The following is an 18786-nucleotide window of genomic DNA, read 5'->3' as shown; positions in this document are numbered from 1 at the left end:
CGGCTTTTTCCTCAAAGCGAAAAATGATGGCGCTGATTGTCGCATATCTGCCGCAAGCTCGTGCTCTTCACTCAGGGCTTTTCTCCCTGCTGCAAACGCAATTCTATGGTGTCGATCACGGCAGGCAGGCCGGCGATCGTGTCCACCACGTAGTGCGCACCGGCGGCCAGCAGCTTGTCGCGCGCTGGCGCCACCCGGCGCGCGAGATCGGCTTCGTTCAAGGCTGCGGCTTCTTGCACCGTCAGGCCAACTTCGTTGCCCGAGAGCGCGACGCCCACCGTCCACATGCCGGCAGCCAGGCCTTCGGCGATTCCAGGCACCGTGTCGTCAATCTTCACGCAGGCTGCAACGGCGCTGACACCAAGCTTGAGGACGTTGTCGAGCGCCATCCAAGGACCGGGGCGGCCGCCGGCTGGCAGGTCGTCGGTCGCCACTGCGTGATCCACCAGCAGGCCGTCGCTGCTTGCTTTATCCAGCAGGCGCCCCATCACGATGCGCGGGTAGCCCGAGCAGGAGCCGATCTTGATGCCGCGTGCGCGCAGCGTCGCGAGCGTTTCGAGTGCACCGGGAATCGGGTCGGAGTACTGGCTAACGCGCTCCACTTGCAGTGGAAGGAAGGCTGCATACAGGGCATCCACGTCGGCGTGCTGCATTGGTGCGCCGTGGCGCGCCTGCCAGCGCTCGGCCACGCCGGCTTGCTTGCCCAGTGCAGCGATGTGGTCCCATTTGGCAAGCCCCATTGGCTGGCGCGCCTCTTCCAGCGAAACCTCCACGCCGAAACCAGCAAAAGCATCGATCAGTACCTGGGTTGGCGCAAACGAACCGAAGTCCACCAGCGTACCAGCCCAGTCGCACACGACGACCTGCACCGGGCCGCGATAGTTCATCTTTTCCATCAATAACCCTTCAAGCCCATTTCGTTAATCACTTCGGCGATCACCGCCACACCACGCTGCATGTCCTGCACATCGATCGCGCCGATGCAGCCGACGCGGAAGGTTTCCACTGCAGTCAGCTTGCCCGGATAGAGGATTACGCCTCGCGCCTTGGCGCGGCGGTAGAACTCTGCGAAGTTCCAGCCGGGATTGTTTGGCGCGTGCACTGTCACAATGATCGGCGCCTGGATCGAGGACGGCAGGAAGGCGCGCAGCCCAATGCCAGCCAGGCCATCCACCAGCGCTGCGCAATTGGCCTGGTAGCGCGCCAGCCGCGCCGGCTGGCCGCCCTGCCCGATATACTGCTCGATGGCGCAGTCGAAGGCTGCCACCACATGGGTCGGCGGCGTGTAGCGCCATTGACCGGTCTTTTGCATGTAGCGCCACTGCGCATACAAGTCCAGCGACAGCGAATGCGCGCGGCCTTCAGCCTGTTCCAGCGCCGCGGTGCGCACCAGTACGAAGCCCATGCCGGGTGCACCTTCCAGGCATTTGTTGGAGGAGCCGATTACAGCCTCGAATTCCACCTCGCGCACCGACAACGGCAATGCACCGAAGGCGCTCATCGCATCGATCACCAGCTTTCGGCCGGCGGCTGCAGTTACGCGGGCGACCTCCTGGATCGGATTGAGGATGCCGGTGCTGGTCTCGCAGTAGATCACGCCAACGTGCGTGATACCAGGATCGGCGTCAAGGTGCGCGCGCAGCACGACCGGATCGACCGCAGCGGTCTCGCCGAAATCGGCCACCATGACACGGCGCCCCATCTGGCGCGTCAACTGGGCCATGCGGTGGCCGTAGGCTCCGTTGGCAAGCACCAGCAGCTTGCCCTCAGCCGGCAGCAGCGTACCGATCGCCGCTTCCACGGCAAAGGTGCCGGAGCCTTGCAGCGGTACGCAGGTGTAGTCGTCCGCGCCGTCAATGATATCGAGCAGGCGCTCGCCGATGCGCGCAGTCAGCGCATTGAAGTCTGCGTCCCAGGAGCCCCAGTCGCGCAGCATGGCGCGCCGCGTTTGCATCGACGTGACGAGCGGACCCGGGGTTAACAGCAATTGTTCTTGCATATCTACTTTCGAAAAAAAATGAGGAGAAAAATATTCAGGCAACGCGCCAGGCCTGCGTGCGCCTCAGGCAATACCGCCCGAGCAAGCCAAGCAGCAGCGAAACGCCAGCCGACGTGCCGACCACCAGCGTAGCCATGGCCGCCGCACCGGCCGTTTCGCCTGCATCGTCCATATTCACCACGGCAAGCGATGCCAGCGGCGTATCGGGGCTGTACAGGAACACCACGCAGCTGACCGTCGTCATGGCCGACACGAACAGGTAGCGCAGTACGTCGAGCATCGTGGGCAAGGCCATCGGCAGCGAGACGCGCAGGCAGCATTGCCACCACGGCTGCCCCAGCGTGCGTGCCACGGTTTCGATTTCACCGTCCTGCTGGCGCAGCGCCGTGGTCAGCGCCAGGTGGCCGCTGGTGTAGTAGTGGGCCACCGTGGATGCCACCAGGATCGCCATGCCGCCCAACATGCCGCGCATCGGATTGCCAGGCGCGTTGAACCACAACACATAGCCCAGGCCCAGCACCAGTCCGGGCACCGCCATCGGCAGGCTCGCCACTGCCCGCAGCCAGGGAGCCGCCGGCGCAGCAGCCGGCTGCTTCTCGACCAGGTAGGCATTCAGGAATACCAGCGCGGTTCCTGCCAGCGCAGTGCCCAGCGCCAGCTGCAGGCTGTTGAAGAAGGCTTGCCAGCCGCCGCCGTCGTACTGGTCGAAGTCGAAATGCGCCAGTGTGAATTGCAGCTTGTAGGGCCATAGTTCGATGAAGGCCGCGACAATACCAACGCCAAGCAAGGCCAGCACCACCACTGCGATCAACGCGCAGCCAGCCATCAGCGGGATATCGCGCCATGCATTCGGCTGCGGACGGTACGGGATGGCGCGGCCATCGATCCCGGCCTTGCGACCTCGCGCTACGTGGCGTTCAAGCAGCACGCTCAGAACGGCGGGCAACAGCAGCATCAGGCCGATAACAGCACCATGATGGAAGTCCTGCTGCCCCAGCACCTGCTTGTACGCTTCCAGCGCGAGCATGTTGTACTGGCCGCCGATCACTTTCGGCACACCGAAGTCGGTCACCACCAGCGTCACCACCAGCGCCGCCGCCGATACCAGGCCATAACGCGCATTCGGCAGCGTGATGGTCAGGAAGCGCCGCAATGGGCTGGCGCCAAGAACCTTTGCGGCTTCATACAAGCGGGCATCAGCCGCCGACAATGCGGCCGTCATCACCAGAACCGCGTGCGGGAAGCAATTGAACGCTTCACCCAGCACGATGCCGATCGGGCCATAGATAGTTTGCTCGCCCATCCAGTGGCGCAGCATGCCCTGCGTGCCGAACAGATAGACCAGCGAGATCGCGGGCATCAGCGAAGGAGTCAGCAGCGGTACAAAGGCAATCAGCCGCAGCACCGGCATGCCTGCAATGCGCGAGCGCGTCAGAGCGAAGGCAAACAGGAATGCGGAAGGCAGGACCACCAGCGCAGTCGCCAGCGCCATCGTGATGCTGTGCATGGCAGCGTTGCCGGTACGCGCATCAGCAGCAACCTGCCAGATCGGCGCCAGGCCGGCAAATCTGCCGTCGCGCGCCAGCAGCGCCTTGACGAAAATGGCGCCCATCGGCAGCACGATAAAGGCCAGCATCAGCGCGAGGCTGCCCCAGGCCAGTACGGCGGCCAGCCGTTCGTCGCCATTGCGCGGCACGTCCATCTTCATGCGGCACCATCGGCAAAGAAGCGTACACGATGCTGCGGCACCGAGACCGGCACACGCTGGCCCGGCACCAGCATATCGTAGCCAGGGTCGCTGGCGCCAACATCCACTACCAGCTGCACATTGCGGTCGGCGCACAGCGAAAGGAAGCCGCGCCGCACCCCGCCCAGGAAGTCGATCCGATCAACGATGGTCATCGTCATGCCGCCGCCAGCGCTCCAGCATGGCTCGACCTTGAGATCCTCGGGGCGGCAGAACGCCAGCGCCGAACGCGTGCCGCCTGGCAGGTCATGACCGAAAGCCAGGTCGCCAACCGTAGCCTGTCCCGCTTCGTTCATGCGCACCGGCAGCCAGTTGGCGCAGCCGACGAAATCGGCCACAAAACGGGTGGCAGGTGCGCGGTACACCTGCTCCGGCGCGCCGATCTGCTCGATGCGCCCGTTCGCAACCACGGCGATGGTGTCGGCCATCGCCATTGCTTCCTCCTGGTCGTGCGTCACCATGATGGTGGTCACGCCCAATTTGCGCTGCAGCTTGCGCAATTCCAGGCGCAGGGTTTCGCGCACCTTGGCGTCCAACGCGGACAAGGGTTCATCCAGCAACAGCAGCTTGGGCGACGTGGCCAGCGCGCGCGCCAGCGCCACGCGCTGTTGCTGGCCGCCGGACAATTGCGAGGGGTAGCTGTCCTGCCGCCCATCCAGCCCCACCATGCGCAGCAATTGCGCTACGCGCTCTTCGCGTTCGCGGCGCGGCAAGCGCAGGGCGTAGGCCACATTGTCCGCCACCGTCAGGTTCGGAAAGAGCGCATAGGACTGGAACACCATGCCATAGCCGCGCTGCGCCGGCGGCAGACGGCCGATATCGCGTCCGCCCATCCACATCGTTCCGCCATCCTGCGCCTCCAGCCCGGCGATGATGCGCAACAGCGTGGTCTTGCCGCAACCGGAAGGCCCCAGCAGGCAAAGCAGTTCACCTTGCCGCACCTTGAGCGAAACATTATCGAGCACTGCAGTCGCGCCGAAGCGCTTGCTGACGCCGTCGACGTGCAGCCAGCAGGCATCCTGGCCGGCCGCTGCTTCGGCCAATTGAAAATCGTCTTGCTTCATGGCTTACTTGGGCTCCGCCTTGCCTTCGTAACGCTTGCTCCATTCGGCCAGGATACGGTCGCGCTCACGAGCCGACCATTTCAGGTCCTGCTTGATCAGCAGCTGCTCGTAGTTGGCAGGAATGGCAGGATGCGGCTTGACGATGCCCGGATAGGCCACCAGCGCGAAGTTCTTTGCATATAGCTCGTTGGCAGTGCGTGATGCCGACCAGTCGGCCAGTCGGCGCGCCGCTTCCAGCTTCCTGGTGCCTTTGACGATGGCAGTAGCTTCCACGTCCCAGCCCAAGCCTTCCTTCGGCAGGATCACGTCCAGTGGCGCACCGCCCTCTTTCAGCTTCGCCGCCCGGTATTCAAAGGCGATCCCGATCGGGAATTCGCCTGCCGCCGCCTGCTTGCATGGCTTGGAACCGGAGTGCGTGTACTGGGCGATGTTGTCGTGCAGCTTGTCCATAAAGGCCCAGCCTTCTCTTTCGCCAAACAGCGTAAGCCAGGCTGTCACGTCGAAGTAGCCGGTGCCGCTGGAAACAGGGTGCGGCATGCTGATGCGGCCTTTGTATTCAGGCTTGAGCAAATCCTTCCATGACTCGGGACGCTTGAGGCCCAGCCGCGCTGCTTCCACTGTGTTGAAGCAGATAGCAGCACCCCACACGTCCATGCCAACCCAGCTCGGCGGGCTGTCGTCATCCACGAAACGGGTCGCCAGGCGCTGGACATCCTTCGGCGCGTAGTTGTGCAGCATGCCCTCCTTCTCAAGCACCAGCAGCGAAGTCGCCGCCACGCCCATCACTACGTCCGCCTGCGGATTGGACTTCTCCGCCAGCAGCTTGGCCGTAATGATGCCGGTGGAATCGCGCACCCACTTGATCTTGATGTCCGGGTTATCGGCTTCAAAGCGGGTCTGATAGGACTTGAGCTGGTCCGCTTCGAGCGCGCTGTACACGGTCAGCGTGGTCTGGGCATGGGCTGCGGCTGCCAACAGCGTGCAGGCTGCGGCGGCGGTTTGGATGATGCGTTTGAACTGCATGGTTGGCTCCATTGTTGAACGGTATGGATGCATCTTAGGCGTCCAAGATGACAGGCCTATGACATCTAGACGTCACGACGTTGTAACAAAGCCCGCATAAGCTTCGGCGCTCAGGCAATTCCGCCTGCAAGCAATCTCCAGACAGGGAAGAAACAATGAAAAAATCGATGATCGCCGCCGCATGTCTTTGCTGCACCAATGCCGCTTTCGGCCAAAGCAATGTCAACGTCTACGGCGTAATGGACCTGAGCATCTCCAAAGTGAGCGGCTCCACGCCAGGCACGGCCACGCCCGCCTTTAACGGCGACGACCTCAAAGTGAATAGCGGCACGCTGCAGGGCAGCCGCCTGGGATTCAAAGGCAGTGAAGATATCGGCGGCGGCTGGTCCGCCCTGTTCACGCTGGAATCGGGCCTCCTGGCCGATACCGGCGCCTCCGACCAGGGCGGCCTGGCATTCGGCCGCCAGGCCTTCATCGGCATCCGCCATGCGCAATACGGCGCGCTGACCATGGGCCGCCAGTACGGCCCGGAATACCTGGCATGGAAAACCGTGGAACCGATGGACGACGGCTTTGCCGGCGCGGCCAGCAACCTGTTCTCTACCAACGGCAAGCGCAATAACAACACGGTCAAGTACACTACGCCGACGGTAGCGGGCGTAACTGCCGACATACTGTACGGCCTGGGTGAAGTCGGTGGCAACAGCAAGGCCGGGCGCAGTGTCGGCGGTTCGGTGGTGTACAACCAGGGACCGGTGTTGATCAAGACCGGCTTCCATCGCCTGAACAACGGTACCGGCACCGACCGCACGTCGACCTGGGTCTTTGGCGGCAGCTACGACTTCAAGGTTGTGAAGGCGATCGCCATCGTGGGCGGCCTGAAAGGCACTGGCACCGCCACGGCCAGCGACTTGCTGCTGGGCGCCTCGGTGCCGTTTGGCGCCAGCACCATCCTGGCCAGCTACATCACCAAGAACGACAAGTCTGCGGCCGACAAGGATGCCCGCCAGCTCGCACTGACCTACACCTACGACCTGTCGAAGCGCACGATTTTCTACGCATCGACCGCGCATGTGAGCAACGACAATGGCGCCAACTACCATACCTTCGACGCCACCCTGCCCTCGTCCAGCCAGACCGGCGCAGTTGCCGGCAACCGCGAATACAACGTCGGTCTGCGCCATGCATTCTGAGCTCAATGTGCGTTCGGCGTGCGTTGCGGACTTGCCACGGATCGCGGAGCTGTTCTGGCAGCTCGGTTATCCCAATTCCGCCGCCACGGTGGCGGAGCGTTGGCCGCAGTTCATCGAGCGCGATGGCGATTGCTGGATTGCCGAAAGCGAGGGAAGTCTGCTCGGTGTGCTCACTCAGAACTACGTCCTGCCATTGAGTACGACAGCGGAATATGCGGTGGTGACTGCCTTCGTTGTCGACGAAGGAGCAAGGAGGAGCGGCGCAGGTCGCGCACTGATGGCGTATGCCGAAGATGCAGCCAGGGCGCGCGGCTGCACGCATACCGAGCTATCAAGCAGCATGCGGCGCCAGGTTGCGCATCAGTTCTACACCAACTATGGCTTCAAGGAAGTGCCGAAACGTTTCGTCATCGACTACAGGCCGCGTTCCCGCGAAGGGAACGGGTAGACGTTGGAGCTCACGTCGGCGTCGTCCGGCAGTGCCAGTTCTCCGCGCTGGAAGGCGGCCAGTACTTCGAGTGCGGCCGCCAAGTCCGGCGACGGGACCAGCACTCGGGCGCCACCGATGGCCGGCGCCAGCAGCAGGTTCGTCAGCATCAGCTGGTCATCGGCCACGATGGCTTCGATCCCTGCCGCCCGCAAACAGCCGCATGCGATAAAGGCGTCGGCAGGAATCAGGTAACGGCCGACGAGTTCGAATTCGTTGTCCATAACCCCATCATAGCAAGCCTTCGTTCTCAATGGCAGTTCCGCCAGGTTCCGGCGTCCATTCGATGATGTCGCCAGGCTGGCATTGCAGCTTTTCGCAAATCCTCTCCAGCGTACCGAAACGGATGCCTTTCACCTTGCCGGATTTGAGCAGGCTGAGATTCTGCTCGGTGATGCCGACATAGGCGGCCAGTTCGCGCGATTTGATTTTGCGCCTGGCCAGCATGACGTCGAGATGGATCACGATGGCCATCAGACGAAGCCCTCGTTTTCTTCAGCCAGGCGGCGGCCTTCGTGCATGAGGCCTGCGATCAGGAAGAACAACAGGCAAACCAGCATTGCCAGCAGTTCTTCCGATGAGACGCCGATCTTGACGTGTCCTTCGATGCCGAAAAATGCGCGCCAGGCAAGGCCGCGCAACAGCGTGTCGAGCACCGACCACGCCATTGCGCCCAGCGCGGCGCCCGCGAAGGCACGCAGGTGGCCGATAGTCGCTGCTGCGAACAGTGCGCCTTGTTGCAGCGCGCGCAGCAAGGCGTTCAGGCGCCACGCCGCGTAAGCGGTCAACAGCACTACCGGCGCGTTGACGAGCATGGCCACCGCCAGCGGGCCGGCCGCCAGCACGGCTACGGCATCAGGCTCCAGCCATTTCGGCGTCATCACCATATGCACGCCGGCGATTGCCGCACCTTGCGGCACCAGCCAGGCCATCACGAAGTAAATCGCCTGCACCAGGACAAAGGCCAGCAGCGCCAGCCGAAGGATAGGAATCCATTTCATTATTGTTTTACGATAAGATTTTAATGTAATATAGTTATCATATCATTAAAAACGGAGCTTTCCATGCGTAGAATTGCCCTGCTGTTGCTGCTTGCCCTTGGCGGTTGCAAGACCGTCGAAATCCGGGAATCCATGATCATCCGGCCGGATGCGGTGACCAAGGCTAATCCTTTGCCCGAGCAGGTTTTTGAGAACGGCACGCCGCTTGAAGTCGCGCGCCCCGACGGCGCGGTGCTGCATGGCGTGCTGGTCACGCGTAATGGCGCCCAGCGCACCCTGCTCTACTTCGGTGGCAATGCCTTCCACCTCGACGAAAGCGGCAAGCACGTAGTAACCGCACTGGAAGGCTGCAAGGCGAATGTCGCCATCTTCGATTACCGTGGTTATGGGCGCAGCAGCGGCATGCCGACCGTCGCGAACATGACGGGCGATGGCTTGGCGATTTACGATTTGATCGATGCACGCTTTCCCGGCAACGTAGTCGTGCATGGACAATCGCTTGGCAGCTTTGTCGCCGCAGGCGTGGCACAGGAGCGGCCCGTCCGGGCGGTGGTGCTTGAAACCACGGCTACCACGGCGCTGGATTGGGCCAACCACTCGCTGCCCTGGTACTTCAAGCCCTTCATCACCTTCAAGGTGGATGATGCGCTGGCTGCCATCGATAACCTGAAGGTTGCGGGCAGCATCAAGTCGCCGCTGCTGGTGCTGGCCGGCGGCGAGGACAAGACCACGCCTGCGGCCATGTCGCAGCGCGTGTTCGATGCGGCGCCTGTCGAACGCAAACGGATCTTGATCCTGCCGGATGCAGGCCACAATAATGTGCTGTCGAATCCTGCGACTTCTGCAACCTTATGTCCGTTTATCGAAGGTTGATGGTCTTGCCGGCGAAGACGTTCAGCGCCTTGCCGGCGCCGTCAGGGCCGAGCTTCACTGTCAGCGCCAGTTCCGGAATGCCGTCGGCGAACTCGCTGCCGTCGTCATTGAGGATCGAGACCGGGACGGATTCACCACTGGCGTAATTCTCCGTCTCGACGTGGATGTTCAGGTCGACGTAGTGGCGCGAGAAAGTTTCAACCGGCGTTTCCTCCTCGCCGTAACTCCACCAGATTCGTTTGATGGACTTCTCGCCGCTGCCGTTGGCTTGGTCGCCGACTGCAGCCGCAGCACCTGCAGCCGCTGACGCTGCAGCGGCTGCAGGCTTAGCTGCCGCTGGCTGCTGCGATGATGCCCCAACAGGGGCCGAGCCGCCACTACCACCACCGCCTCCGCCGGGCACAATCACCGCCGTGAACTGGCTCGCAATCAGCGTGGCCCCGCATGAAGTCTTCATGCCCGCGAGCGCCACGCCTTTGCCATAAATCGTGGAGGTCTGTACGCCTTCCACAATCGTGGGAGTGCCACTGCATTTGGGGCACGACACTTTATGACCTATGAACGCGATTGGCTTGCCATGGCAGATATTTGTTTGCGAACCTTCCAGTACTTTTCCGCCATGACTCGTCGAGTCACCGAGGCGAATGATTTCTCCTGCCATTTTCTACCTTCTACCTTGTAAACCGTATGCGCTCATAACTCGAGTCCTGGCGCCGCATTACACTTCAGAAAAGGCGTAGGACCGTCCAGCTTTCTCACCTCCGCAACGCCTACCCGGCCACAAGCATTTTCCAACTCAGGCAAGGCGAATTGCCGCTGAAGCCGACCTTTGCCATCGAATACGAAGCCTTGCCCCCCCACCAAGGTGCTGTCCTGGCATGAGCCTGCAGTGCAATAGCGCGTGCAATCGCGGCACGCAAGCGCAGTGCCTTCGTGAAAAGGCAGGCACTCTTCGTAGGTGGGCGGTACGATCACCTCAAAGGAAGCTGTGCGGAAGTAACCACATTTGCCACCAGAAGAAAACCGGCCAATGCCAGCTTCCGCCGTAGGATAATCAAAGTCTCCGCTGGAACGGATGCCTGGTACCACGACAAGACCCTGACGATCAACCGCCAACACCTCGAATGGCCCCTCAACGACGATCACGGCTTTGCCGAACTTATTAGGCACAATGTTCTTGCGGTACGGCGGCTTCACGCGGCGCTTGCCACCGGTGATTTCGAAGCATTCCGCCGACCATTGATCATTCGATTGCGTTGAAGGGCATTTGGGTGCGGCCGCGGCTGCATAGCCGCTAGCCACAAAGAGCCCCAAGGCAAGAAACAGTTTGCGCATCACTTCAACTCCCAAAATTTGACCTTGACCGTTTGCACAAAGAATCGTCTGCCGGTTTTTGGGTCTTCACGTATGTCTGCAAACCAGAAATAGTAAAAGCGGTCTTCTGGCGAATCATTGTGGGGCGCATATGCCAACTTCTGATTGACGCCATCCCACAAGGTGAAGTGTCCCGTGGCATCGCCATACCCGCGAGTCTCGAACACGACAATTCCACGTTTTCCGGCTACTCGCGTATCAAGGAATTGCTGCGCAGTCGCGACGCGATCACGGAAGATTTTTTTCCGGCCTTCTTCGTCGTCGACCAGATTGTTCGGAATAGCATTGAGCACCAGCTCTTCATCGAAGCCCTTAAAGCGAGCCATCAGCTCTGCTTTCACGTCCTGTACCCGAATCCAATAATTGAACCCATCGCCCCCTACCACCGTACCGCCCCGATCAGCGGTCACGCCGAGTCTTATGCCGCAACGGTTTAAGGCATAGGACATACGCGTCGCACAGGTATTCTCATATGTCGGGTTTTTATCCTCGCCCACAAACTTACCGCGGATCATACTGTTGTACAGCTGATCAATTGATACCGACACCGCTGGGTAATGTTTCACCATATCGTCCCAGGAAGGACGACGCGCATGAATGGTCGCCGAAGCATTGCCGACGGACGCTGTGATTGCCAAAGATAACTCCAAGAAAGATTACTGGCGGCAATCCTAGCATTTTTAACAACAAGAGCGCGTCACGATTGGAGCAAGGGATGGTGGGCCGTGTAGTCGGCGAGATGTTCGAGCAAAGCCCGTACGCGGGCAGGAAGGTAGCGCTGCTGCGACCAAACGGCATAGACGCTGCGGGGCGTCGGCGGCATCCAATCCGGCAGCAGCCGAACCAGCACGCCGGATTCGAGGCTGGCGTGGCATTGCAGTTCGGGGGCCAGAACGATGCCAAGGCCAGCCTCCGCCATGATGACTGCCAGGCGGACCTCGTTAATGCGCAGGCGCGGGTCGGGGTGCAGCACGATCTGGGCGCCGGTGATCGGGTTTTGCAGACGCCACTCGCGCAGGGGCAAGGTGGCAAGCGTAGAGTGGCCTTCCAGTTCCGCCGCAGTGCGAGGCGTGCCGTTTTGCGCGAGGTAGGATGGCGACGCCGCCAGCACCAAGCGCACGTTGCCTAGCTTACGCTGCGTTAGCGTGGAATCGGGCATAGCGCCGATGCGGATCGCCAGGTCGGCGCCACTGCCGACCAGGTCCTGCACCTCGTTGGACAGTTCGAGCTCCAGCTTTACCTTAGGGTACTTCTCGAGGAAGCCAGCCCATGCCGGGGCCAGGATATCGCTGGCGAAGTTGACGGGGGCCAGCACGCGGATGGTGCCTTCGATTGCGCCCAGCGTGGCATCCAGCCGCATGGTCGCCTGGCGCAAGGCTTGCACCAAGGGACGGCATTGCTCGTAATACTGCATGCCTTCCGCCGTGGGCTGTGTACGGCGCGCGCTGCGGTGAAGAAGCCGATAGCCGAGCGAAGCCTCCAGCTTTTGCAGTCGGCGTGTCACGGTGGCGGTGGGGAGGCCTTCCTTCTCGGCGGCAGCATTCAGGCTGCCCGCTTCGACAATGGCGACAAACAGGGCGAGGTCGTCAAGCATGATTCCATTTTTGGAATTAGAGATTGAAATTTCAACTCTAGTCTACTCCAACGGAATTGACTACGCTTTAGCCATTGAACAACTTTAGCTGGAGAAGACCATGCCTGACCTGCGCACCCGGATGATTTTTGCGTTCCTCATGTCTTTCCTGATGACGGTGATCATGAGCGGCTGGATCACCTGGCTGAACATTGGCCTCCACCCCGAATACGTAACGCGCTGGGGCCACGCATTCCTGGCCGCATGGCCAGCCGCCTTTATCGCCGTAATGACCATCGCACCGATGGTCCAACGCCTGACCCAGCGCCTCGCCGCAGCCCTACGCTAGAGCCCGTGTCACACCTTGGGGTCACACCCCGACTGTGACACGAACTCTACTGCAGTCATGGTTGAGCCCGTGTCACGCTTGGGGTGTGACCCCATGGTGGGACACGGGCTCGGCTGTTGGCGTGGATTAGAAGCGTTCGTAGCCTTGGAGGTAGCGCCATTCGCCGGGCTGGAGGCCGGACATGGAGATGCGGCCGATGCGTTGGCGTTTTACGGCGGTGGCTTTCAAGCCTACGTCCTCGCAGAGTTTGACGATTAGGGCTGGCTTGGGTGGCTTGACGGCGAATCGCAGGCGGTGTTCGTTTTGCCAGCTGACTTTTCCGGCGCCTTGGTTGAGCAAGGTCAGGCCGTTGTCGACGATCGTGCCCTCGACGTCGACGATCAGTTCCTGTTCGACGGTTGCCCCTTCGTCCACCAGTTTGCGGGCGACGCGGAAGTCTTGCGTGAACACGAACAGGCCGCTGGCTTGTTTGTCCAGCGCGAGGCAGGCGGTCAGGTTTCGCAGGTGGCGTTTGAGGAAGCGAATGCGCTGGGCGTCTTTGCTGCGTGCGTCCGGCAACAGGCAGGCCAGTGCGTCGGCGCTGGCGGGCTTGTTCAGCAGGATGGTGACTGGGGCGATATCGAGCAGGGTTGCGTCGGGCGATAGCGTGACTTGCTGGCCGGGGGTTACGCGGGCGCCGGGTTCTTCGACGAGTTCTCCATCGACTGCGACGTAGGCGCCTTCGATGTAGTTTTCTGCTTCGCGGCGCGAGCATGGAACCATGTCCGCTACGCGCTTGGCGAGGCGGATGGTGTTGTCTTCGTTATTCATTATTGCTTGAAGTAGTGGGCGAATACGGCGGCGACGTGTTCCAGGTCGGCGCGCGATACGTCCAGGTGGGTCACGAGGCGCAGGGTCGGCGCCATCGAGACGCGGATGCGTTCTGCAGCCAGCGCGGCATTGAGGCCTTCGCAGGCGTCGCGTGGCATGGTGACGAACAGGATGTTCGTTTGCGGTACGCTGACTTGCAGCACGCCGATCTTGGTCAGTTCAGCTGCGAGCCAGGCGGCGTTGGCGTGGTCTTCGGCGAGGCGCAGGACGTTGTTTTGCAGGGCGTACAGGCCTGCGGCTGCAATGACGCCAGCCTGGCGCATGCCGCCGCCGAGCATTTTTCGCCAGCGTTTGCCTTGTTCGATCAATTCGCTGCTGCCGCACAGGACGGAGCCGACTGGGGCGCCGAGGCCTTTGCTCAGGCAGACGGAGACGCTGTCGAAGCCTTTCACTGCCTCTTTCAGCGAGATACCTTGTTTGACGGCGGCGTTGCAGATGCGGGCGCCGTCGAGGTGCGTGGCCAGGCCGCGTGCGTGCGCCAGGCTGGTGGCTTGTGCGACGTATTGCTGCGGCAGGACTTTGCCGCCGATAGTGTTTTCCAGCGCGAGCAGCTTGCTGCGGGCGTAGTGGAAGTCGTGCGGTTTGATGGCGGCTTCGATGTCTTGCAGGGCGATGCTGCCGTCTGGCTGGTTGGTGATCGGCTGCGGTTGGATGCTGCCGAGGACCGCGGCGCCGCCGCCTTCGTATTTGTAGGTGTGGGCGTCCTGGCCGACCAGGTATTCGTCTCCCCTGCCGCAGTGTGCCAGCAGGGCGATCAGGTTGGTCTGCGTGCCGCTCGGTGCGAACAGGGCTGCTTCGTAGCCAAAGAGTTCTGCGGCGTGGGCTTGCAAGGCATTGACTGTGGGGTCGTCGCCGTAGACGTCGTCGCCCACCTGGGCGGTGAACATTGCTTCGCGCATTGCGGCGCTGGGGCGGGTGACGGTGTCGCTGCGCAGGTCGATCCAGCGTTCGCCGTCGGCGGCCATCAGCGGGCTCGCGCCGGCGCCGGCGGGATAGCCGGTGCTCACGGCGCGACCTCGGCGTCGGCTGGCGTCGTGGCCGGGGCGCCGGTGTAGAAGCGCTCGCCCATTTCATCGAGGCCAATGGTGGACAGGACTTCCTTGAGGCGCTCGGCTGGTTTGCGGCGCGGCAGGTTTTTGTACGTGGCGACGATCAGCTCATTCTTCATCGAGTGCTCCCAGCCTACGAGCTCGGTGACGGTAACCTGGTAGCCGTGCGACTCCAGCTGCAGGCAGCGCAGCACGTTGGTGATCTGGCTGCCGAATTCACGCGTGTGAATCGGGTGGCGCCACAATTCGGTGAGCACGTTCTTGCCCAGCGAGGAGCCTTTATTCTTGCGCAGCACGGAGGCGACTTCGGCCTGGCAGCATGGCACCAGTACGATGTGCTTGGCCTTTTTCTTCAGGGCGAAGTCGATGGCGTCGTCGGTTGCGGTATTGCAGGCGTGCAGTGCGGTCACGATGTCGATCTGCTCCGGCAGCTTATCGGAGGTGGTCGATTCGGCTACGGACAGCGGCAGGAAACTCATGCCGGGGAAGCCGAATTTGCGCGCCAGTTCTTCGGAACGCGCCACCAGCTCTTCGCGGGTTTCGATGCCGTAGATGTGGGAGTCGTCGCCCAGGGCCTTGAAGAACAGGTCGTAGATGATGAAGCCTAGGTAGGACTTCCCTGCCCCGTGGTCGACCAGCGATACCGAGCCTTTGGCCGAACGGACGTCGTTCAGCAGCGGTTCGATGAACTGGTAGAGGTGGTAGACCTGTTTCAGCTTGCGGCGGCTGTCTTGATTCAGCTTGCCGTCGCGGGTGAGGATGTGCAGCTCCTGCAGCAGCGCGACCGATTGGCCGGGCTTCACTTCTGGGATGTCGGTGACAGTAGTAGGCAGCGGCGCCGGTGCCGACTTGGCGCCGCCTGCAGCTTTATTGCGCTTCATCGATCCACGCCTGCTGGATCGCTTCCAGCACTTTTTCGCCGCCGCGCTTATGGTCGTCGTCGAAGCCGTCCAGGTCGACGATCCAGTTGTGCAGGTCGACAAAGCGCACGGTGGTCGGGTCGACCTCCGGGAATTTGTCGTACAGGGCTTCGGCAATCGCCGTGACATCACTCCATTTCAGCATGGTGCACCTCGGCTCAGTGGCCGCCTTCGCTGGCGTGGTTGATCGTGTACTTCGGAATTTCGATGACCAGGTCTTCTTCGGCAACGATGGACTGGCAGGAAAGGCGCGAGCAGGCTTCCAGGCCCCAAGCTTTGTCCAGCAGGTCTTCTTCGGTGTCGGTCGCTTCGTTCAGCGAGTTGAAGCCTTCACGTACCAGCACGTGGCAAGTAGTGCAGGCGCAGGACTTCTCGCAGGCGTGTTCGATGTGGATGTCGTTTTCCAGCAGGACGTCGCAAACGGACTTCCCTGCTTCGGTTTCGATCACGGCGCCTTCAGGGCACAGCTTTGCATGCGGCAGGATGACGATTTGTGGCACTTCTATTCCTCGGTCAATTAAACAACCTGGTCCAGCGTCTTGCCGGCCAGTGCGCTGCGCACGCTGCGGTCCATGCGGCGCGATGCGAATTCTTCGGTGCCCTGGGCCAGGGCTTCGTAGGCGGCTTTCACCGCGTAGTGATCGGCTTCACCGGAGCCGGATTTCACCAGCATGTCCATGGTGGTCGCCATCAAGGCGTTGATGGCGGCGCGCTCTTCGTCGTTCAGCAAGGCGCTGTCTTCGTCCAGTGCGGACTGCGTCGCCAGCATGATGCGCTCGGCTTCCACCTGCTCTTCGCGCAGGGCACGGGCTTTCATGTCGGCTTCCGCTTCGGTGTGCGATTCGGACAGCATGCGCGCCACGTCGTCGTCGCCCAGGCCGTAGGATGGCTTGACGGTAATCGAGGCTTCCACGTTGGAGCGCAGTTCGCGTGCGGAGACGGACAGCAGGCCGTCGGCGTCCACCTGGTAGGTGATGCGGATACGGGCGGCGCCGGCAGCCATTGGCGGAATGCCGCGCAGCTCGAAGCGCGCCAGGGAGCGGCAGTCGCTCACCAATTCGCGCTCGCCTTGCAGCACGTGCACCGCCAGCGCGGTCTGGCCATCCTTGAAGGTGGTGAATTCCTGCGCGCGGGCGCATGGGATGGTGGAGTTGCGCGGGATGATCTTTTCGACCAGGCCGCCCATCGTTTCGATACCCAGCGACAGCGGGATCACGTCCAGCAGCAGCCAGTCGTCGCCTGCGGCGCGGTTACCGGCCAGCAGGTTGGCCTGGATCGCTGCGCCCAGCGCTACGACCTTGTCCGGGTCGATATTGGCGTGCGGAATGGTGTGGAAATACTCGCCTACCGCGCGCTGCACGTGCGGCATGCGGGTCGCGCCGCCGACCATGACCACGCCGTCGATGTCGTCGGCGTCGAGGTTGGCATCGCGCAGGGCCTTCTTCACCGCGTTCATGGTCTTGGCGACCAGGTGCTTGGTGATGTCGGCGAAAGTTTCAGGGGTGACGCGCTGGTGGACTTCTTCGCCCGAACGCAGCATGGCGTCGATGGTCACTTCGGACTTGGTCGACAGCAGCTCTTTCGCTTCGCGCGCTTTCACCATCAGGGTCGCGGTGTCTTCGTCGGACAGAGGCGCCAGTTTTTCCTGCTCGTGCACCCAGCAGAACAGGCGGTGGTCGAAGTCGTCGCCGCCCAGCGCGGAGTCGCCGCCGGTGGACAGCACTTCAAACACGCCTTTGGACAGCTTGAGGATCGAGATGTCGAAGGTGCCGCCGCCCAGGTCGTACACGGCGAAGATGCCTTCGGAGCCGTTATCGAGTCCGTAGGCGATTGCCGCGGCAGTCGGTTCGGACAGCAGGCGCAGCACGTTGATGCCGGCCAGTTGCGCGGCATCCTTGGTCGCCTGGCGCTGCGCTTCGTCGAAGTAGGCAGGAACGGTGATGACGGCGCCGACCAGGTCGTCGCCCAACGAATCTTCCGCCTGCTGGCGCAGGGTGGCCAGGATTTGCGCCGATACTTCCACCGGCGACTTCACGCCGGCGACAGTCTTCAGCTGCACCATGCCGGGCGCATCGACGAAGTCGTATGGCAGGTTTTCAGCGTAAGCGATGTCCTTCAGGCCGCGGCCCATGAAGCGCTTGACCGACACGATGGTGTTCTTTGGATCGGTGGTCTGATGCGCCTGGGCTTTGTAGCCGATATTGGCATGGCCGTTTGGCAGGTAACGCACCACGGAAGGCAGCAGCGGGTGGCCGTCTTCGTCGTTCAGCACTTCTGGAATGCTGCTGCGGACGGTCGCTACCAGCGAATTGGTGGTGCCGAGGTCGATACCCACTGCCAGGCGATGCTGGTGCGGGGCGGTCGACATGCCCGGTTCGGAAATCTGCAAAAGAGCCATGGTGAAACCTATTCTTTTTTTACGCCTCGATGGCGTCGTAAGCGAAGCGCACTTCTTCGCCAAACTTTTCGATGAACATCAGCGCGCGCACACCCTGCGCGACGGCGTGATAGTCACCGGCGTTGCAATGCTGTTCGATCTCGGTGAGCTGGCCCTTGCGCGCCGCGCGCAGCTGGCCATCCAGCTTGTCGAGCAAATCGCCATCCTTGCCGGCGCGGGCTTCGGACAGCTCTTCGCGCCATTCCATCTGCTGCATCAGGAATTCCATCGGCATGGCCGTGTTGGATTCCATCTTCAAATCGACGCCATTCAGCTCGCATAGGTATTGCGCGCGCTTTTGCGGATTCTTCAGGGTCTGGTAAGCCTCGTTGGAGCGGGTCGACCACTGCATGGCGACGCGCTTTTCGGCATCGGTGGCGTTGACGAATTTGTCCGGATGGACGCGGCTCTGGACTTCGCGGTAGGCGGAGTCCAAGGCCGCCGCGTCAACGGCGAACTGCTGGGGAAGCTGGAAAAGGTCGAAGTGGTTCTGCACGATGTTAGATGCGGAAGCTTTCGCCGCAGCCGCATGCGTCCTTCTCGTTCGGGTTGTTGAACTTGAAGCCTTCGTTCAGGCCTTCGCGGGCGAAGTCCAGCTCAGTGCCGTCGATGTACGGCAGGCTTTTCGGGTCAACGAAGACCTTCACGCCGAACGACTCGAAAACGGAATCTTCCGCAGTCACTTCGTCCACGTATTCCAGCTTGTAGGCCAGACCGGAGCAGCCGGTCGTGCGTACGCCAAAGCGCAGGCCAATGCCCTTGCCGCGACGCTCGATGTAGCGGTTGATATGCTTGGCTGCTTTTTCGGTCAGGGTGATTGCCATACT

General features: G+C 61.8%; 24 protein-coding genes. 4 read left to right on the top strand and 20 right to left on the bottom strand.

Going from position 1 to position 18786, the window contains the following annotated elements:
• Positions 1 to 71 precede the first annotated feature (71 nt).
• From phnX to AC1RTP_RS02550, 5 genes are read right to left on the bottom strand one after another with little or no spacing between them, the layout of a single operon-like run.
• Positions 72 to 896 (bottom strand): phosphonoacetaldehyde hydrolase, encoded by an 825-nt coding sequence (gene phnX, locus AC1RTP_RS02570; RefSeq protein ID WP_498604473.1) that lies wholly within the window; start codon positions 894 to 896, stop codon positions 72 to 74.
• Positions 896 to 1999 carry a 2-aminoethylphosphonate--pyruvate transaminase gene (locus AC1RTP_RS02565; protein ID WP_498604472.1) on the bottom strand — a complete coding sequence of 368 codons (1104 nt, stop codon included), beginning with the start codon at positions 1997 to 1999 and terminating at the stop codon, positions 896 to 898. Before AC1RTP_RS02565 ends, phnX begins: the two co-directional genes overlap by 1 nt.
• A 34-nt stretch (positions 2000 to 2033) precedes the next feature.
• Positions 2034 to 3707, bottom strand: a complete 1674-nt coding sequence (locus AC1RTP_RS02560; RefSeq protein ID WP_498604471.1) for a putative 2-aminoethylphosphonate ABC transporter permease subunit — start codon at positions 3705 to 3707, stop codon at positions 2034 to 2036.
• Positions 3704 to 4810 (bottom strand): putative 2-aminoethylphosphonate ABC transporter ATP-binding protein, encoded by a 1107-nt coding sequence (locus tag AC1RTP_RS02555; RefSeq protein WP_498604469.1) that lies wholly within the window; start codon positions 4808 to 4810, stop codon positions 3704 to 3706. Before AC1RTP_RS02555 ends, AC1RTP_RS02560 begins: the two co-directional genes overlap by 4 nt.
• 3 nt (positions 4811 to 4813) lie before the next feature.
• Complete coding sequence (locus AC1RTP_RS02550; protein ID WP_498604468.1) at positions 4814 to 5833, bottom strand: putative 2-aminoethylphosphonate ABC transporter substrate-binding protein; 1020 nt, start codon at positions 5831 to 5833, stop codon at positions 4814 to 4816.
• Between the two features lie 155 nt (positions 5834 to 5988).
• Between AC1RTP_RS02550 and AC1RTP_RS02545 the strand changes: the two genes are divergently transcribed.
• Positions 5989 to 7026, top strand: coding sequence for a porin (locus tag AC1RTP_RS02545; RefSeq protein WP_498604466.1), 1038 nt, complete (start codon positions 5989 to 5991; stop codon positions 7024 to 7026).
• Complete coding sequence (locus tag AC1RTP_RS02540; protein ID WP_498604465.1) at positions 7016 to 7474, top strand: GNAT family N-acetyltransferase; 459 nt, start codon at positions 7016 to 7018, stop codon at positions 7472 to 7474. Before AC1RTP_RS02545 ends, AC1RTP_RS02540 begins: the two co-directional genes overlap by 11 nt.
• Here the strand turns inward: AC1RTP_RS02540 and AC1RTP_RS02535 are convergent.
• Genes AC1RTP_RS02535 through AC1RTP_RS02525 form a run of 3 tightly spaced genes read right to left on the bottom strand, consistent with a single transcriptional unit; the run spans position 7441 to position 8514 of the window.
• Positions 7441 to 7737, bottom strand: coding sequence for a hypothetical protein (locus AC1RTP_RS02535; RefSeq protein WP_498604463.1), 297 nt, complete (start codon positions 7735 to 7737; stop codon positions 7441 to 7443). The genes AC1RTP_RS02540 and AC1RTP_RS02535 overlap by 34 nt on opposite strands.
• Before the next feature lie 7 nt (positions 7738 to 7744).
• A complete protein-coding gene (locus AC1RTP_RS02530) occupies positions 7745 to 7987 on the bottom strand; it encodes a helix-turn-helix domain-containing protein (RefSeq protein ID WP_498604462.1) in 243 nt (80 codons plus the stop codon).
• Complete coding sequence (locus AC1RTP_RS02525; RefSeq protein WP_498604461.1) at positions 7987 to 8514, bottom strand: DUF2975 domain-containing protein; 528 nt, start codon at positions 8512 to 8514, stop codon at positions 7987 to 7989. Before AC1RTP_RS02525 ends, AC1RTP_RS02530 begins: the two co-directional genes overlap by 1 nt.
• Positions 8515 to 8577: 63 nt before the next feature.
• Between AC1RTP_RS02525 and AC1RTP_RS02520 the strand changes: the two genes are divergently transcribed.
• Positions 8578 to 9387: an alpha/beta hydrolase gene (locus AC1RTP_RS02520; protein WP_498604460.1), complete on the top strand. Its 810-nt coding sequence runs from the start codon at positions 8578 to 8580 to the stop codon at positions 9385 to 9387.
• Here the strand turns inward: AC1RTP_RS02520 and AC1RTP_RS02515 are convergent.
• Genes AC1RTP_RS02515 through AC1RTP_RS02500 form a run of 4 tightly spaced genes read right to left on the bottom strand, consistent with a single transcriptional unit; the run spans position 9374 to position 12355 of the window.
• A complete protein-coding gene (locus AC1RTP_RS02515; RefSeq protein WP_498604459.1) occupies positions 9374 to 10048 on the bottom strand; it encodes a PAAR domain-containing protein in 675 nt (224 codons plus the stop codon). The two genes, AC1RTP_RS02520 and AC1RTP_RS02515, sit on opposite strands and share 14 nt — an antisense overlap.
• Positions 10049 to 10080: 32 nt before the next feature.
• Positions 10081 to 10722, bottom strand: coding sequence for a WG repeat-containing protein (locus AC1RTP_RS02510; RefSeq protein ID WP_498604458.1), 642 nt, complete (start codon positions 10720 to 10722; stop codon positions 10081 to 10083).
• Positions 10722 to 11399 (bottom strand): T6SS effector amidase Tae4 family protein, encoded by a 678-nt coding sequence (locus tag AC1RTP_RS02505; RefSeq protein ID WP_498604456.1) that lies wholly within the window; start codon positions 11397 to 11399, stop codon positions 10722 to 10724. Before AC1RTP_RS02505 ends, AC1RTP_RS02510 begins: the two co-directional genes overlap by 1 nt.
• Before the next feature lie 59 nt (positions 11400 to 11458).
• Entirely contained in the window at positions 11459 to 12355 is an 897-nt protein-coding gene (locus tag AC1RTP_RS02500) for a LysR family transcriptional regulator (RefSeq protein WP_498604455.1), read from the bottom strand.
• Positions 12356 to 12455: 100 nt separating this feature from the next.
• Between AC1RTP_RS02500 and AC1RTP_RS02495 the strand changes: the two genes are divergently transcribed.
• The gene (locus tag AC1RTP_RS02495) at positions 12456 to 12683 is read left to right on the top strand and encodes a DUF2798 domain-containing protein (protein WP_498604453.1); all 228 of its coding nucleotides are present in this window, start codon (positions 12456 to 12458) and stop codon (positions 12681 to 12683) included.
• A gap of 126 nt (positions 12684 to 12809) precedes the next feature.
• On the opposite strand, the gene AC1RTP_RS02490 is transcribed toward AC1RTP_RS02495, so the two are convergent.
• Genes AC1RTP_RS02490 through iscA form a run of 8 tightly spaced genes read right to left on the bottom strand, consistent with a single transcriptional unit; the run spans position 12810 to position 18783 of the window.
• Entirely contained in the window at positions 12810 to 13493 is a 684-nt protein-coding gene (locus tag AC1RTP_RS02490; protein ID WP_498604452.1) for an RNA pseudouridine synthase, read from the bottom strand.
• The gene (gene ltaE, locus AC1RTP_RS02485) at positions 13493 to 14518 is read right to left on the bottom strand and encodes a low-specificity L-threonine aldolase (protein WP_498604888.1); all 1026 of its coding nucleotides are present in this window, start codon (positions 14516 to 14518) and stop codon (positions 13493 to 13495) included. The genes AC1RTP_RS02490 and ltaE overlap by 1 nt, the downstream gene beginning before the upstream one ends.
• A 38-nt stretch (positions 14519 to 14556) precedes the next feature.
• A complete protein-coding gene (locus AC1RTP_RS02480; protein WP_498604451.1) occupies positions 14557 to 15483 on the bottom strand; it encodes a class I SAM-dependent methyltransferase in 927 nt (308 codons plus the stop codon).
• Positions 15470 to 15664 carry a Fe-S cluster assembly protein IscX gene (gene iscX / locus AC1RTP_RS02475; RefSeq protein ID WP_057259699.1) on the bottom strand — a complete coding sequence of 65 codons (195 nt, stop codon included), beginning with the start codon at positions 15662 to 15664 and terminating at the stop codon, positions 15470 to 15472. Before iscX ends, AC1RTP_RS02480 begins: the two co-directional genes overlap by 14 nt.
• Before the next feature lie 16 nt (positions 15665 to 15680).
• Positions 15681 to 16022 (bottom strand): ISC system 2Fe-2S type ferredoxin, encoded by a 342-nt coding sequence (gene fdx / locus AC1RTP_RS02470; protein ID WP_055935517.1) that lies wholly within the window; start codon positions 16020 to 16022, stop codon positions 15681 to 15683.
• Positions 16023 to 16039: 17 nt separating this feature from the next.
• Positions 16040 to 17920 carry a Fe-S protein assembly chaperone HscA gene (gene hscA / locus AC1RTP_RS02465; protein WP_498604449.1) on the bottom strand — a complete coding sequence of 627 codons (1881 nt, stop codon included), beginning with the start codon at positions 17918 to 17920 and terminating at the stop codon, positions 16040 to 16042.
• 19 nt (positions 17921 to 17939) lie between these two features.
• Entirely contained in the window at positions 17940 to 18455 is a 516-nt protein-coding gene (gene hscB / locus AC1RTP_RS02460) for a Fe-S protein assembly co-chaperone HscB (protein WP_498604448.1), read from the bottom strand.
• Positions 18456 to 18459: 4 nt separating this feature from the next.
• On the bottom strand, positions 18460 to 18783 hold the full coding sequence (gene iscA, locus AC1RTP_RS02455; RefSeq protein WP_057245543.1) for an iron-sulfur cluster assembly protein IscA: 324 nt from the start codon (positions 18781 to 18783) through the stop codon (positions 18460 to 18462).
• Positions 18784 to 18786 lie beyond the last annotated feature (3 nt).

The organism is Pseudoduganella sp. GW821-FHT11H04 (assembly GCF_058807935.1).
Note: the sequence above shows the minus strand (reverse complement) of the source record. Positions and strands in the feature narration are given on the sequence as shown.

What these genes read in the sequence shown, in the direction of transcription:
- phnX (WP_498604473.1), bottom strand. Translation starts at nt 896, where the DNA reads ATGGAAAAGATGAACTATCGCGGCCCGGTGCAGGTCGTCGTGTGCGAC.
- AC1RTP_RS02565 (WP_498604472.1), bottom strand. Translation starts at nt 1,999, where the DNA reads ATGCAAGAACAATTGCTGTTAACCCCGGGTCCGCTCGTCACGTCGATG.
- AC1RTP_RS02560 (WP_498604471.1), bottom strand. Translation starts at nt 3,707, where the DNA reads ATGAAGATGGACGTGCCGCGCAATGGCGACGAACGGCTGGCCGCCGTA.
- AC1RTP_RS02555 (WP_498604469.1), bottom strand. Translation starts at nt 4,810, where the DNA reads ATGAAGCAAGACGATTTTCAATTGGCCGAAGCAGCGGCCGGCCAGGAT.
- AC1RTP_RS02550 (WP_498604468.1), bottom strand. Translation starts at nt 5,833, where the DNA reads ATGCAGTTCAAACGCATCATCCAAACCGCCGCCGCAGCCTGCACGCTG.
- AC1RTP_RS02545 (WP_498604466.1), top strand. Translation starts at nt 5,989, where the DNA reads ATGAAAAAATCGATGATCGCCGCCGCATGTCTTTGCTGCACCAATGCC.
- AC1RTP_RS02540 (WP_498604465.1), top strand. Translation starts at nt 7,016, where the DNA reads ATGCATTCTGAGCTCAATGTGCGTTCGGCGTGCGTTGCGGACTTGCCA.
- AC1RTP_RS02535 (WP_498604463.1), bottom strand. Translation starts at nt 7,737, where the DNA reads ATGGACAACGAATTCGAACTCGTCGGCCGTTACCTGATTCCTGCCGAC.
- AC1RTP_RS02530 (WP_498604462.1), bottom strand. Translation starts at nt 7,987, where the DNA reads ATGGCCATCGTGATCCATCTCGACGTCATGCTGGCCAGGCGCAAAATC.
- AC1RTP_RS02525 (WP_498604461.1), bottom strand. Translation starts at nt 8,514, where the DNA reads ATGAAATGGATTCCTATCCTTCGGCTGGCGCTGCTGGCCTTTGTCCTG.
- AC1RTP_RS02520 (WP_498604460.1), top strand. Translation starts at nt 8,578, where the DNA reads ATGCGTAGAATTGCCCTGCTGTTGCTGCTTGCCCTTGGCGGTTGCAAG.
- AC1RTP_RS02515 (WP_498604459.1), bottom strand. Translation starts at nt 10,048, where the DNA reads ATGGCAGGAGAAATCATTCGCCTCGGTGACTCGACGAGTCATGGCGGA.
- AC1RTP_RS02510 (WP_498604458.1), bottom strand. Translation starts at nt 10,722, where the DNA reads ATGCGCAAACTGTTTCTTGCCTTGGGGCTCTTTGTGGCTAGCGGCTAT.
- AC1RTP_RS02500 (WP_498604455.1), bottom strand. Translation starts at nt 12,355, where the DNA reads ATGCTTGACGACCTCGCCCTGTTTGTCGCCATTGTCGAAGCGGGCAGC.
- AC1RTP_RS02495 (WP_498604453.1), top strand. Translation starts at nt 12,456, where the DNA reads ATGCCTGACCTGCGCACCCGGATGATTTTTGCGTTCCTCATGTCTTTC.
- AC1RTP_RS02490 (WP_498604452.1), bottom strand. Translation starts at nt 13,493, where the DNA reads ATGAATAACGAAGACAACACCATCCGCCTCGCCAAGCGCGTAGCGGAC.
- ltaE (WP_498604888.1), bottom strand. Translation starts at nt 14,518, where the DNA reads ATGGCCGCCGACGGCGAACGCTGGATCGACCTGCGCAGCGACACCGTC.
- AC1RTP_RS02480 (WP_498604451.1), bottom strand. Translation starts at nt 15,483, where the DNA reads ATGAAGCGCAATAAAGCTGCAGGCGGCGCCAAGTCGGCACCGGCGCCG.
- hscA (WP_498604449.1), bottom strand. Translation starts at nt 17,920, where the DNA reads ATGGCTCTTTTGCAGATTTCCGAACCGGGCATGTCGACCGCCCCGCAC.
- iscA (WP_057245543.1), bottom strand. Translation starts at nt 18,783, where the DNA reads ATGGCAATCACCCTGACCGAAAAAGCAGCCAAGCATATCAACCGCTAC.